This window comes from Ruegeria sp. HKCCE3926, from assembly GCF_017872515.1.
In the GTDB taxonomy this organism is placed as follows: Bacteria; Pseudomonadota; Alphaproteobacteria; order Rhodobacterales; family Rhodobacteraceae; genus Ruegeria.
Genome location: NZ_JAEDOU010000001.1, coordinates 656,260 through 670,011, shown reverse-complemented (window position 1 = coordinate 670,011; position 13,752 = coordinate 656,260). Strand labels below are relative to the sequence as shown.

The 13,752-nt window shown below is 58.8% G+C and carries 11 protein-coding genes; 6 read left to right on the top strand and 5 right to left on the bottom strand.

Annotated features, from left to right (window positions below):
• Nucleotides 1–146: 146 nt before the first annotated feature.
• Nucleotides 147–1,532: a dipeptidase gene (locus I9184_RS03405; protein WP_209832803.1), complete on the top strand. Its 1,386-nt coding sequence runs from the start codon at nucleotides 147–149 to the stop codon at nucleotides 1,530–1,532.
• Nucleotides 1,533–1,685: 153 nt separating this feature from the next.
• Here the strand turns inward: I9184_RS03405 and lpdA are convergent, their stop codons facing one another.
• On the bottom strand, nucleotides 1,686–3,080 hold the full coding sequence (gene lpdA / locus I9184_RS03400; protein WP_171631749.1) for a dihydrolipoyl dehydrogenase: 1,395 nt from the start codon (nucleotides 3,078–3,080) through the stop codon (nucleotides 1,686–1,688).
• A 213-nt stretch (nucleotides 3,081–3,293) separates the two neighbouring features.
• Here lpdA and I9184_RS03395 point away from each other — a divergent pair, with 213 nt between their 5' ends.
• Nucleotides 3,294–3,728, top strand: a complete 435-nt coding sequence (locus tag I9184_RS03395; RefSeq protein WP_171631746.1) for a hypothetical protein — start codon at nucleotides 3,294–3,296, stop codon at nucleotides 3,726–3,728.
• Nucleotides 3,729–3,774: 46 nt separating this feature from the next.
• Here I9184_RS03395 and I9184_RS03390 read toward each other — a convergent pair whose 3' ends face one another.
• The 4 genes from I9184_RS03390 to I9184_RS03375 form a co-directional block, all read right to left on the bottom strand.
• A complete protein-coding gene (locus I9184_RS03390; RefSeq protein WP_209832801.1) occupies nucleotides 3,775–4,350 on the bottom strand; it encodes a DUF924 family protein in 576 nt (191 codons plus the stop codon).
• Between the two features lie 109 nt (nucleotides 4,351–4,459).
• Nucleotides 4,460–5,731 (bottom strand): MFS transporter, encoded by a 1,272-nt coding sequence (locus I9184_RS03385; RefSeq protein WP_171631739.1) that lies wholly within the window; start codon nucleotides 5,729–5,731, stop codon nucleotides 4,460–4,462.
• A 111-nt stretch (nucleotides 5,732–5,842) separates the two neighbouring features.
• The gene (gene queA / locus I9184_RS03380; protein WP_209832800.1) at nucleotides 5,843–6,889 is read right to left on the bottom strand and encodes a tRNA preQ1(34) S-adenosylmethionine ribosyltransferase-isomerase QueA; all 1,047 of its coding nucleotides are present in this window, start codon (nucleotides 6,887–6,889) and stop codon (nucleotides 5,843–5,845) included.
• A 42-nt stretch (nucleotides 6,890–6,931) separates the two neighbouring features.
• Nucleotides 6,932–10,306, bottom strand: a complete 3,375-nt coding sequence (locus I9184_RS03375) for a DUF3971 domain-containing protein (protein ID WP_245217965.1) — start codon at nucleotides 10,304–10,306, stop codon at nucleotides 6,932–6,934.
• 80 nt (nucleotides 10,307–10,386) lie between these two features.
• Here I9184_RS03375 and I9184_RS03370 point away from each other — a divergent pair, with 80 nt between their 5' ends.
• From I9184_RS03370 to I9184_RS03355, 4 genes are all read left to right on the top strand, one after another.
• Nucleotides 10,387–10,848 (top strand): peroxiredoxin, encoded by a 462-nt coding sequence (locus tag I9184_RS03370; RefSeq protein WP_171115431.1) that lies wholly within the window; start codon nucleotides 10,387–10,389, stop codon nucleotides 10,846–10,848.
• 60 nt (nucleotides 10,849–10,908) lie between these two features.
• Nucleotides 10,909–11,751: a ferritin-like domain-containing protein gene (locus I9184_RS03365; protein ID WP_209832796.1), complete on the top strand. Its 843-nt coding sequence runs from the start codon at nucleotides 10,909–10,911 to the stop codon at nucleotides 11,749–11,751.
• 174 nt (nucleotides 11,752–11,925) lie between these two features.
• Nucleotides 11,926–13,257 (top strand): M23 family metallopeptidase, encoded by a 1,332-nt coding sequence (locus I9184_RS03360; protein ID WP_209832794.1) that lies wholly within the window; start codon nucleotides 11,926–11,928, stop codon nucleotides 13,255–13,257.
• Nucleotides 13,247–13,747: a polymer-forming cytoskeletal protein gene (locus tag I9184_RS03355; protein ID WP_117868644.1), complete on the top strand. Its 501-nt coding sequence runs from the start codon at nucleotides 13,247–13,249 to the stop codon at nucleotides 13,745–13,747. The genes I9184_RS03360 and I9184_RS03355 overlap by 11 nt, the downstream gene beginning before the upstream one ends.
• The last annotated feature ends 5 nt before the right edge of the window (nucleotides 13,748–13,752 follow it).

Sequence of the window (13,752 nt, the reverse complement as noted above, 5' to 3'; positions counted from 1 at the left end):
CCGGCTATCGGACGCGTGGAAACGACGCAGCCCGCGCAACGTCATTCGCGGGCTTGTGATTGCATGAACAATTCAGATCAACCGCTCTGGACGGCGCTGTCAACGCTGCTAGGGTTCGCCCGAACACTGACAAGCAGGAGATCCCCATGTCGCTAGACACCGTGCTGAACCGGATTGACGAAGATCTGCAAACCTCGATCGACCGCCTGATGGAGCTGCTGCGCATCCCTTCGATCTCAACCGATCCCGCGTACAAGGCCGACGTCAGCCGTGCAGCCGACTGGCTGGTTGCCGACCTCAACAGTATCGGAATTGCCGCAGAACAACGGGAAACTCCGGGGCACCCGATGGTCGTAGGCCATGTGGGCGAGGACTCGGATGCACCCCATATCCTGTTTTATGGCCATTATGATGTGCAACCTGTCGATCCGTTGAACCTTTGGACGCGCGACCCGTTCGACCCCGCAATCGAAGATACCGAGCACGGCCCCGTTATCCGCGGGCGCGGCGCATCGGACGACAAAGGTCAGTTGATGACATTCGTCGAAGCCTGCCGCGCCTGGAAAGCGGTGCACGGATCCCTGCCCTGCCGCATCACCTTCTTCTTTGAAGGCGAAGAGGAATCCGGCTCACCCTCTCTGGTCCCCTTCCTCGAAGAAAACGCGGCCGAACTCAAAGCGGATCTGGCGCTGGTTTGCGATACATCCATGGTATCGCGAGGTGTTCCGTCGATTGCCGCGCAGCTGCGCGGCATGCTGAAGGACGAGTTCACCATCATCGGGCCCCGCATCGATCTGCACTCCGGCCATTACGGTGGCCCGGGGCTGAACCCGCTGCGCGAGCTGTCGAAAATCGTTGCCTCATTCTATGATGACGAAACCGGGCGTGTCGCGGTCGATGGTTTCTATGAAGGCGTTCATGAAGTGCCCCAGGACCAGCTGCGCCAGTGGCAGAATTGCGGCTTCGACGAAGCGGATTATCTGAATTCGGTCGGCTATACCCAGCCGCACGGCGAAAAAGCCTATTCGACGCTCGAACAGCAATGGGCGCGCCCGACACTTGAGGTGAACGGGCTCTGGGGCGGATACAATGGCGCAGGCTCAAAAACCGTTATCCCTTCGGAAGCGCATTGTAAAATCACGTGCCGACTGGTGGGCGATATGGACCCCGACGCGCTGCGCAGCAAGATCCGCAAACATGTCGAGGATCGCCTGTCCCCGGATGCAAAAGTTGTCTGGGACAACGATCTGGAAGGTTCGCCCGCTTCGGTCATGAATATCGATCGCCCGGAATTCGAAGCCGCGCGCAAAGCACTGTCGGACGAGTGGGACCGCGAAGCGGTGTTTACCGGTATGGGCGGCTCGATCCCCGTCGTCGGGTACTTCAATACCGTTCTGGGGCTGGATTCGATGCTGGTCGGCTATGCCAACGAGGACGACGCCATCCATTCGCCGAATGAGAAATACGACGTCAAGAGCTTTCACAAGGGCATCCGTTCGTGGGCCCGCATTCTGGATGCTTTGAACCAGTAACGGATTTCAGCGAGGCTCTGCCTCGCGCTCCGGGATATTTGCCGCCAGATGAATAAAGGATCCCTTGTTCATCTGGCACAAAATATCCCGGGGGAGCCGCGCGCAGCAAGGCGGGGGCAGAGCCCCCTGCCCGACTGCAACACGCGTATGACGTTACATATGGATCACGCGACCATACGCATCCAACACGCTTTCATGCATCATTTCTGACAGAGTCGGGTGCGGGAAGACCGTGTTCATCAGGTCTTCTTCGGTGGTCTCCAGCTGCCGCCCAACCACATAGCCCTGAATCAGTTCCGTGACTTCCGCGCCGATCATATGGGCCCCCAGCAATTCGCCTGTCTTGGCGTCGAACACGGTTTTGATCAGACCTTCCGGTTCGCCCAGAGCAATGGCCTTACCGTTGCCGATGAAGGGGAAGCGACCGACTTTGACGTCGTAACCCAGCTCTTTGGCCTTGGCTTCGGTATATCCCACCGAGGCCACCTGCGGCTGACAATAGGTACATCCGGCGATGCTTTCGGGCTTGACCGGATGCGCATGCTGGCCCGCGATCAGATCGGCAACCATGACACCTTCGTGGCTGGCTTTATGTGCAAGCCAGGGCGCGCCCGCGATGTCACCGATCGCATAAAGGCCATCGACGCCGGTGCGGCAATATTCATCCGTCACCACATGCGTGCGGTCGATCTTGACGCCCAGTGCCTCGAGCCCGAGGTTTTCGACATTCCCAACAATCCCGACAGCCGAGATAACGGTGTCGAACTCGTGCTTTTCAACCTTGCCCTTGACCTCGATATGAGCGGTGACCTTGCCCTTGCCGCGATCCAACTGCTTGACCATGGCTTTTTCCATGATGGTCATGCCTTGCTTGATGAAGGCTTTCTTGGCCAAGGCACTGATTTCCGCATCCTCCACGGGCAACACGCGGTCCATCACCTCGACCACCGTCGTGTCGGCCCCCAGCGTGTTGTAGAAACTCGCAAATTCGATGCCGATCGCGCCCGAGCCGATGACCAGCAGTTTCTTTGGCATCCGGGGCGGTTGCAGCGCGTGCTTGTACGTCCAGACCAGATCGCCGTCAGCCTCGAGACCGGGCAGTTCGCGGGCCCGTGCGCCGGTTGCAAGAATGATGTTCTTGGCCGTCAGTTCTTCGGTGCCCTTGTCGGTCTTGACGCTGACCTTGCCTTTTGCGGGGATTGTTGCCTCACCCATCACCACGGCGACTTTGTTCTTTTTCAGCAGATGGCCGATGCCGCCCGAAAGCTGCCCGGCAACACCACGGGACCTCTTGACGACCGCGTCCAGATCGTAACCGATCTTGTCGGCCTTCAATCCGAAATCCTTGGCGCGTTCCATCAGATGGAACACTTCGGAGGACCGCAGCAATGCCTTGGTGGGAATGCACCCCCAGTTCAGGCAGATGCCACCAAGGTGCTCGCGCTCGACCACGACGGTTTTCAGACCAAGCTGGGCCGCACGGATGGCGGCGACATAGCCACCGGGGCCAGCTCCGATTACGATCAGATCATAGGATTGTGCAGCCATGTGTTCCTCTCGGCGCAGGTGGTGAAAATTTAGTTTACCATTAAACTATTTCCAGAAACGCATCAACACGCCTTCCCGCGACAAATGAGACGCAAGGTAAACCATGCCTGAATGTGCGGATTTCAGCCTATACCCCGGCCCGCGCTATGGCTAGAACGGAACTGCCGACGCCGCTCGGACATTCGTGAAGACATTGAATTCAAGGGGTTTACCATGGCCAAAACACTGAAAGATCTGGCGCTTGCTCTGCTTAACGCAACTTTGATACTTGTGGCGCTTTGCTTGTTTTTAGGCTGGAAGCTGGCATCGAAAGTCGAAAGCGTCTCGGCAGAATTCTCAACGGCCGTACAGGTTCTTGCCCCTTTTCGGGATGAGGCGAAGGGCATTCGGGGCGAACTTTCCGCGTTGCGTGACGATTTGGCGACGCTGATGAAGGAAAATCAGGTTACGGACAGTCAAACCGCTCAAAATATCCAGGCAACATTGCGCCGCCTGAACGCGGTTGAACAAAAGCTGCAATCTGCGCAGGAGCGATTCACAGAACTTGCAGAGACACCAGAGGTTCTGATCGCCCAAGCCATACAGACCGGAGCAGACATCGCATCCGAACGCGTCCTGGCGTTCAAAGGATGTGAGCCGGGATCCTGAAGCGCCCCGCGCGAACAACCGAGGCGCACAACATGTATCTGCGATCTCAGGCCATCGCTTGCAGTTGTCGTACGGTGCTGCCATAGCCGCCCATGTCGACGTAAGCCACTTCATGGGGGGTTGAGCTGCGCGACAGTGCTTTGTTCCGGTAAGGGAAACGACCGAACTTGCGGATCACTTCACGATGCGCACGGGCGTGCAGCAGATTGCTTGTATCGCCGCTTAGGTTCTGACAGATCAGACGCACGCAGCGTTCCTGATCACACAGATTTTCCGAATGCATCATCGGCAGGTAAAAGAACTGCCGGGCCGGTTCATCGATCTTCTTGTCCCAACCTCTGTCCACCGCGCATTTCGCAGCCGCCAGGGCCGCTCGGTCCGTCGCGAAAGCACACGCTTGCCCGCGGAACATGTTGCGTGGAAATTGGTCCGTCAAAATTATGTAAGCCAGTGACCCGCTGGGATAGGTCAGCCAGAGCGAAAACTTGCCCTCGGCCGCAGCCTCCCACGTTGATTGAAAACGTGCGCGGATTTCTGAATCCAGCGCTTCATCCTCACTGTACCAGCCCTTTGGACCCACCTCATCTAACCAAAAACTCAATACTTCTTCAGGCGTTACCATTGCCTTAAACTCCGTCTTGTGCCCGTAGTCTGGACGTAACGTCATTTAAGGCCGTTTTGCAGAACTGTTACAGTAACATATTGCAACACTTGCGACATAATCCTGTGTCCTAGGCATCTTCCTGCTCAGCCTGTTCGGCCTCGGCGGCTTCGATGGCGACTTCCTGTGCCACTTCAAACGCAACTGGCGAAGCTGTTGGATACAGCGTCGACATTGTGCCGGTTTCGTCCACGGGTATCGATGCCCGCTGCGTCGTCCGATACAGGGCGTAAAGTGCCATTGCGAGTAACAGTGCCGCAATAAAGAGAAAAAAGCCCGGTGGCCCGAATACGGCATCCCCCATCAGCCATCCGGTGATCACCGGCCCAGCAATCGCGCCCAGACCGTTGATGAATACCAGCCCACCGGATGCGGCCGCCATGTCCTCGTGATCCAAAAAGTCATTCGCATGCGCAATCAGCAAGGAGTAAAGCGGGTTGGACATACCGCCGATCAGGAAAGCCGAAGCAAGCAGAATTGGAAACGATCCGCCCATCATCATAGCGATCGTTGCGCCACCGGCGCCGGCGAGCGCTACAAGCAGGATCAGAAAGCGGCGATCCATACGATCAGAAAACCAGCCCAAAGGGTATTGCAGGACCACCGCACCAACATAAAACGCTGCAACGAAGGTCGAAATTTCAACTAGCGACAACCCTGCCCGGGCGCCATACACCGCCGCCATGCCGAACTGCGCCGAAAACACGCCCCCCAGAAGAAACATGCCCACGCAGCCCAGAGGCGAGGTTTCCAGTAGTTTCTTCAGGGTCATCGGTTTGGTGGTATCAAAGGCCGGTGTGGGCGAGATTGACAGCAAAATCGGTGCGAAGGACACTGAAACTAGGATCGAGGCGATCACAAAGGTCTCGTAACCGGCCGGGTCACCAACAAGAACAAGCGCCTGCGCACTGATGATCCCCGTCATCTGGACGATCATATAGAGCGACAGCGCCTGCCCGCGATTTTCGTTGCTGGCCGCATTGTTGAGCCAGCTTTCGGCGGTGACATAGACGCCCGAAAAACAGAACCCGATCACCACCCGGCCCAGAATCCATGCGATCGGGTTTGTCAGCATGGGATACATAATCATCACGGCTGAAATGAACGACGCAAGGGCCGCAAAGACCCGCACGTGGCCAACACGCCGGATCATCTCGGGCGCAAGGCGTGAGCCGCCCAGAAAGCCCAGGAAATAAGCCGACATGACAAAAGACATCTCGAAGGTCGAAAAGCCTTCGATCTCACCCCGCACACCCAGAATCGTGCCCTGAAGGCCGTTTCCGACCATCAGCAACCCCATGCCGAGCAGCAGCGCCCATGCGCTGGAAAGGACCTGAATCATTGGGGCCTCCGACTAATGCCAACCTGTTTTTAATGTCGTTCTGCGATCAAAGACCGCCTGCGTCGCGCTTGTCTACGACATTCCCGATCCGTGATACTGTTTCCGCGCCTCTCAAGGGAACAAAAGCGACGCGTCGCCATAGGAAAAGAACCGGTATTTCCGGGCGATGGCATGCGCGTAGACATCGCGCATCCGATCCTGTCCCATCAGTGCCGAAACCAGCATGAGCAACGTGGATTTCGGCAGATGAAAATTGGTCATCAATGCGTCAGTGACATGGAATTCAAAACCGGGATAGATGAAGATATCCGTTTCGCCTTCCCAGGGTTCAATCTTTCCTGACCTTGCCGCACTTTCGATCAGGCGCAAAGCCGTTGTCCCTACCGGGATCACCCGCCCGCCGGCGACCTTGGTTGCCTGTATCTCGGCGGCGGCGCCGGGGCTTACCTGCCCCCATTCAGCATGCATCTTGTGTGTTGTGACATCCTCAACCTTGACCGGAAGAAAAGTCCCTGCCCCCACATGAAGCGTCACATGCGTAAAGCTTACCCCCCGTTTTGCCAGCGCCCGCATCAGCGCCTCATCGAAATGCAACGATGCGGTCGGGGCGGCCACGGCGCCTGAATGATTTGCCCAGATGGTCTGATAGTCCGTCTTGTCCCGTTCATCAGCCGGACGTTTGGCTGCGATGTAGGGCGGCAAAGGCATTGCTCCGGCCTGATCCAGCGCCGCGTCGAAATCCTCGCCGCTGAGATTGAAGCGCAGATGCGCCTGGCCATCCGCAACCCTGTCCAGCGTGGCGCTGAGATCGTTCGAGAAGACAATCTCTTCCCCAAGCTTCACCTTCTTGAGCGGCTTGATCAACGCAGACCACGTGCCATCGGCCTGTGGATCCAGCAAAGTGGCCTCGATCCCTGCGGAAACCGGCCCCTGCGCGCTGTCTCGGTGACGCCGGCCGTTCAGTCGCGCCGGAATAACCCGTGTGTCATTCAACACCAGCCGGTCGCCGGGCCGCAAGAAATCGGGCAGGTCGAAAACATGGCTGTCCGTGATTGCATCCCCCTGCGCCACCAGCAAACGCGCAGAGGAACGCGGGCTGGCCGGCCGCGTGGCGATCAGGTCTTCGGGCAGATGGAAATCAAAATCGCTGAGTTTCATGCCCGCGCCTTACAACCCTGCATCAGATTCGGCCATATCCTGTCAGCGGTCACTTGGGGATGAGCCGAATGTGCGTTTGGGTTCATCCGGCTTCTGCGGCACTGCGTTCGGACCATCCTGAACTTTGGGGGCCGGGGCGCGCATCAGGTCGCGCAGGAACAGAGGTGCGAGACCGGACAACGGATTTACCGACACTTTGGGCGAGGCAAGCGGGCCGGTCAGAGTGTAGTTGAAGCCAAAAACGCCTTCACCCTTGCGCGTAAACACGCTGCCAACTGCGTTGAGCAGGTATATGGGCGAGATCGCACCGCGCAGGTTCAGCAATCCGTTCACCGTGTCGATGGTGCCATCAAAAGACAGGCCCATCGACGGGCCGACGGCACTGCCGCTGAGCACTTTGATGTCTGTGGGGGTGACACGCATCCGGCTATCGATTGCTGCAAAAAAGATACCCTGCCCCGCCATTTCATCCAACAACCCCACAAGACTGATGGCATTCAGCAAGGCCGCCATGGCCGGGGCGTCGGTGATCCGTGTGTTGGTGATTCTCAGTATCACGTCATAGCTGCCGGCTGCGGCCACAGGTTCGAGCTTGAGGGTCATTTCTCCGCCCCGCGCCTGTGTCAGAACTCCGGCCGATCGCAGCACGGACCCCGCATCTTGCGACGTCAGGTCAACGGCACTTCGGTTCCCTCTGGGGCTGACCTGCCCTCGGACCGGCGCGCCACCATTGACCTGCGCGGTGAAGTTCCCTTGTATTCCGCCGGTCGTCTGAAAGGCACCCTGGAACCCGGTCAGCGCGACGGTTTCCGTAACCTGAAGGCGATCCAGCGTCACGTCCAGTTTCGGCCCGGCACCGCCCCCGCCGCCCGATCCGCCGCTTTCGCCGAAATTCGCGCGGCCCATATCAAGGACGCCGCCAAGCACACGGATATCCGGCATGGCGTTTCCGCGCCCGATCAGCTCTGCCGGGACCGCCAGCCAATCGCCCAGGTCAAAAGAGGTGAAGCGAACCCGGTCATATTCGCCGTTTTCACGAAACGTGATGGAGGCTGTTGTACGCAAACCCGCTGCATTTATGCGCAGGCTATCCACCTTCAACTGCGACCCCAAAGTCGCTTCGGCCGTCAGAGAGCCGGTCGAATTGGCCCCCTTTCTCCAACCAAGTTCGGGTATGGCCAGCGCGACACCCTGCAAATCGGACGTGACGGACAATTTCGGGGCAACCCCGGCGCCGAGCCCCAACGTGATATCTGCAATCCCTTTGCCGGTCAGCATCCCCGGAGGCAGACCGGCGCCGATCTCATCCATCAATCGCGGCGACAGCTCGATCTGACCGGTCAGGGTGCTTCGCTGTTCAGACTTGCCGTCTATCGGCTGCCGCCAGAGCGCCGTCAGCGGTACGTCCCCGAACTGCCCCTGCCCCTGAATCTGAACGCCGGACTGATCACCAGAAAGGGCCAGAAGATCAGCACTGATGTCAAATCCGGGCACCAAGCGGTCACTGAACAGGTTGGCCAACCTTCCGTCGAAATGGAACTCGGTCTCGTCAAACTTGAGACCCTTTTTCAAGGGCAGGGAAAGGGTTCCCGCAAGCGACACCGTTCCTTTTGCTACATCAACGGGTAACCCCGCCTTGCTGAGCAATTCCAGCGGAGGCCGGTCCAACAAAGACAACGCGGCCGTCACGCTGCCTTTGGCCTGAATGCGCGCAATCGCCGGCGCGGATTTCTTGATATCCGTATCGGGTATGATGAAGGACGTCCCCGACGCATCAACAGCACCGCCGTCATCCGCAATCACAACGCCCTGCTGCGCAGTGACGGTAAAGCGTTGATTGAGCAAGCTGGCCTGACCCTGAGCGTTTTCGATCGGCGGCAGGGTTTTGACAAATCGGACCTTCGCCTTTTCAAACCCGAAATCCAGATAGAGATCGGGTTTGGATCCGGGCAGCAGGCGCAGGGCAAAATCCATATCCGACAGAACCCCTTCGTACAGGTTTTCGGTCACCCACTCTCGCGGTTTCGGGGCCAGACGTTCGGGCCAGTAACTGAGCACCTTGTCTGAGGTCATCTGATCCAAATGGGCATCCAGCTTGACGGCCCAACCATCCGGCCGCCCGGTCAGGACACCAAAGGCACGCACCGTGTGACCCGGATCTTCTATGGTCATCTGACCCAGATTCAGTTGGAACGGATTGAGGGCCATCTTGAAATCCAGGCTGGCCCGCGAAAGCTGAATAGGCTGCGGGAACAGGTTTGCCGGGTTTACGTTGATACCGGACAGCCGCAACTGTGCAGACAGGCTGTCCAGCACGCCATCTTCCACACCTTCCAGAAACGCCTTTCCGTCAGCCTGTACTTCACCCCAGGCCGAGACCACCGAAACTTCGTTGAAATTCAGGATCTGGCCTTCGGGATCATAGGTGAAATAGGTGCGCGCTGCTTCGAAAGGAACCGGGCGTGTTTCCGGGTTTGGCTGCACCGCCCCCGCCCCCAGATTCAGCGTGGCGTACAAGGTTCCTATCGCGCCGTTTTCATCGACACCACCGCGCAAGGCACCCGAGATCGGGGCCCGCAGAACCTGCAACCAGGCAAGTGCGGGCGTTTGGCCCGCGATGTCCTCGGCCGGAAGATCGGTGACCGAGATTCCGAAATGTGCGGCAGGTGTGCCCAGAACGCTTGTATAATTGGCCTCGATGGCACTGACATAGTCACGCCCCGCCAGAACCGAAAACCCGGTTGCCAAGCGCACTTCGTTGCCGGCTCGGTTGGCTTGAATATGCCCACCGTCCAGAATCCAGGACCGCTCCTGCCGAAGATCACGATAATCCAGTGTGATCGCATCAAGCTCGACCGAGGTCAGCGCCGACAGGGCCGGAGACAGGAAGACCTGATCCGAAGCCTCGATAAGTTGTGCCAGGTTCGGGGCCTCCTGCACCGGTGCGCTGCCGGACCCGACCGTAAGGCTCAGCGCCCCGTCCTTGTCCCGGGTCACGGCGACCTGCGCACCCCTCAGAATTATCCTTTTGGGACGAACGTGCCCCCGCAACAAGGGGCGCATCGCCAGACTGGCGCGCATGTCGGACACCTGCGCAATTTGCCGACCCTCAGCGTCGCTGATGGCCACATCGGTCAGACGCAGACGGGGTCGCCATCCCTCGTGAATGATGAAACTCACGTCGCCAAACCGGATTTGCAGCCCGCCCAATGCCTGTTCAAGCCGCGCCTCGACCCTGTCCCGCAGCCAGACGGGTGCGTGCATTCTTTGCCCGACAACCATGAAACCGGTGAACAGCGCCAGCAACACCAGCACGAAAGTGCCGCGCATGGCCCACAGACCAGCGGCCCGACGGCGAGACCGACGGCGCGCGGGCTTATCCGGCTGTGCTCCGTCACCGTCTTCGTGCTGCTTCAAATTGCTATCCACGCCTTCCAACCCGCACGCGTTGCCCTATGATATCAGGCAGCCTTTAAAAACCTTTAGCGGAGTTTCCAATGCCCGACGTTTCAGACATCGCCCCTGACTTCACTTTGCCGCGCGACGGCGGCGGCGAGGTGACGCTTTCGGCGTTGCGCGGTAGCACCGTGGTTCTGTTTTTCTACCCCCGCGATGATACGCCGGGCTGCACCAAGGAATCCATCGGTTTCTCGGAACAACTTCAGGCCTTTGCCGATGCGGGCGCACAAGTTTTTGGCATCTCGCGCGACAGCGTCGCCAAACATGACAAGTTCGTCGCCAAGCATGGGCTGACCACACCGCTGTTGTCGGATGAGAGCTCGACCGTCTGTGAAGACTACGGCGTGTGGGTCGAAAAAAACATGTACGGGCGCAAATCGATGGGGATCGAGCGTTCGACTTTTATCATCGATCCCGAAGGCAAAATTGCCCGCGTTTGGCGCAAGGTCAAAGTTCCCGGCCACGTGGACGAGGTGCTGGAAGCCGTGCGCGCGCTGTAACGTCCTCGACCACGGTCGCCATCCGGTTTAAGAGCCACAGGACCAACCAGGCGGAGAATAATGGTGTCCAAATCGCTGACTCAGATGGCGACCGAAGTTCTTGCAACGGCGGAAGGTCGGGAAAAGACCGCCCTGTCCAAACAGCACGCCGCAGCGTGGTTTGCCTCGCGCAAGGGCGACGCGCCCCCGATCGAGATCGGTACGGCATCTCCCCCATTGCGACCCGCGCGCCCGGAACGGCCCGAACTCCTGTCTCCGCGCGAGGTGCCAAAGCGCAAACCGGGCACCGAGGCGGGCCGCATCGCCCTTTTGCACGCCGTGGCGCATATCGAACTGAACGCCGTCGATCTGCATTGGGATATCATTGCCCGCTTTGGCCATGTGCCGATGCCGATCGGGTTTTATGACGATTGGGTAAAATGCGCCGAAGAGGAATCGCGCCATTTCGAGATGGTCTGCGATTGCCTGGAACAGATGGGCAGCCATTATGGCGCCTTGCCCGCCCATGCGGGCATGTGGCGCGCGGCCGAAGACACCGCAAACGACCTGATGGGACGGCTTGCGGTCGTGCCGATGGTGCTCGAAGCGCGTGGTCTGGATGTGACCCCCGGCATGATCGAGATTTTTCGCAAGGCCAAGTCTGAACAGGCCATCGCGGCGCTTGAGGTGATCTATGCCGAAGAAGTCGGCCATGTCGCTTATGGGTCCAAGTGGTTTCACTTCCTGTGCGGCCGTGAAAACACGGACCCCAAGGATGTGTTTCACGCATTGGTACGCCGGTATTTCCACGGCGTCCTCAAACCACCCTTCAACGAGGAAAAACGGGCCGAGGCCGGGTTGCCGCCCGATTTCTACTGGCCGCTGACCGAAGACCTGCCCACGCCCGGCGGAATCCCAAACTGACGCCTCAAGATTGTTTTCGGCAATTTCCCGCCGATCTTTGGGGGGATTTCTACGCAGTTGGCGCCGGACTGATCAACAAACTTGCCCGAACGCTGCCTGCCCTTTATGCAGTCGGCCCAAGGAGCGGCCGGCACCCACAACCGGTCCCGATCTTGGGGATGAGAGGTAGGACGCGTGCGAACACGTCTGGCAATAAAAATACACTCCGCATTTGAACGGTACTTTCCGGAACGCCGGGTTTTTCTGAAGTCTGACAAAGATACACGTTTTATCCGTCTCAGCTCTGAAACGCAGGTGGTCGCGGTGGCCGGTGTTGCCGTCATGGTCGGATGGACCGCGGTAGCAACTGCCATTCTGCTGATGGACAGCATCGGTTCGGGCAACTTCCGGGAACAGGCGAAACGCGACCAGGCAACCTATCAGGAACGATTGAATGTCCTGTCCGCAGAACGCGACGCCCGTGCGCAGGAAGCGCTCGCCGCTCAGGATCGTTTCAATGCCGCGCTGGAACAGATATCCGCCATGCAGTCCGAACTGCTGGCTTCGGAAAACCGCCGTCGCGAACTTGAGACGGGGATCGAAGTCATTCAGACCACGCTGCGCACCACCATGAAACAGCGCGAAGATGCGCGGAAGGAACTGGCGGCGCTGAAGCAGGAAAACAGCAAGGCTGACATGTACGTAACGGCCTCCAGCGCGCCGGTACAGATGGCCTTCATGACGGATGCTCTGGCGCGCACGGCCGAGGAACGCGATCAGATCGCCGCCGACGCCCGAGAGGCACTGGACCAGCGCGATGATCTTGAGCTGGAAATCCGCCTTATGCAGGAACGCAGCGACGAGATTTTCCGACAGCTGGAAGAGGCCATGGTGATCTCGGTCGAGCCGCTGGACAAGATGTTCCGTCAGGCGGGAATGCCAACAGACCGCATCATCGAAGAGGTCCGGCGCGGATATAGCGGTATGGGCGGTCCGCTGACCCCTTTATCCCTTAGCACGCGCGGTGAGGTGGACGAGTTGTCCGCCGAGGAAGCCCGCGCGAATACATTGCTGAAACAGATGGATCAGCTGAACCTTTACCGACTTGCTGCGGAAAAGGCCCCCTTTGCCAATCCCGTACATTCGGCCGTGCGTTTTACCAGCGGCTATGGCAGCCGGCGCGACCCCAAAACCGGTGGTCGCCGGATGCATAACGGGGTCGATTTTGCCGGGCCGCAAGGCACGGATATCTTTGCGACCGCAGACGGCGTCGTTACCCACGCAGGCTGGCAATCCGGTTTCGGACGGCTTGTGAAAATCAAGCACGCATTCGGAATTGAGACACTTTACGCTCATAACACCAAGATCAACGTGAAGGTTGGTCAAAGGGTCTCGCGCGGGGATCATATTGCTGATATGGGTAGCACCGGACGGTCGACCGGCACGCATCTGCACTATGAGGTGCGCGTGAACGGAAAACCCGTAAACCCAATGACTTACATCAAGGCTGCGAGAAATGTTTTCTAAAAGCAAAATCAACGAGCCCGCATCCAAGGCACCCGAGGCGGCCAAACCAGCCGCTCCGGCGACCCCAGCGGCCCCTGCACCGACCGAGTCGAAACCTGCCACTGCACCCAAGCCCAAACCGCCTGCGTCGGTTTTGTCTTCGGATCTGCACATCACTGGCAATATCAAAACCTCTGGTGACATACAGGTGGAAGGCACAGTCGAAGGCGACATCCGCGCTCACCTTCTGACCATTGGTGAGTCGGCAACGATCAAAGGTGAAGTCACCGCAGATGACGTCGTGATCAACGGACGTATCGTGGGTCGCGTACGTGGTCTCAAGGTGCGTCTGACATCGACCGCACGTGTCGAAGGCGACATCATCCACAAGACCATCGCCATCGAAAGCGGAGCGCATTTCGAAGGATCCGTACAGCGGCAGGACGATCCGCTGAATCCAGGCCGCAGCGCCAAAGCCGGATCGAACCCGGCAGCAGACGTCAAGCAGTAATTCGA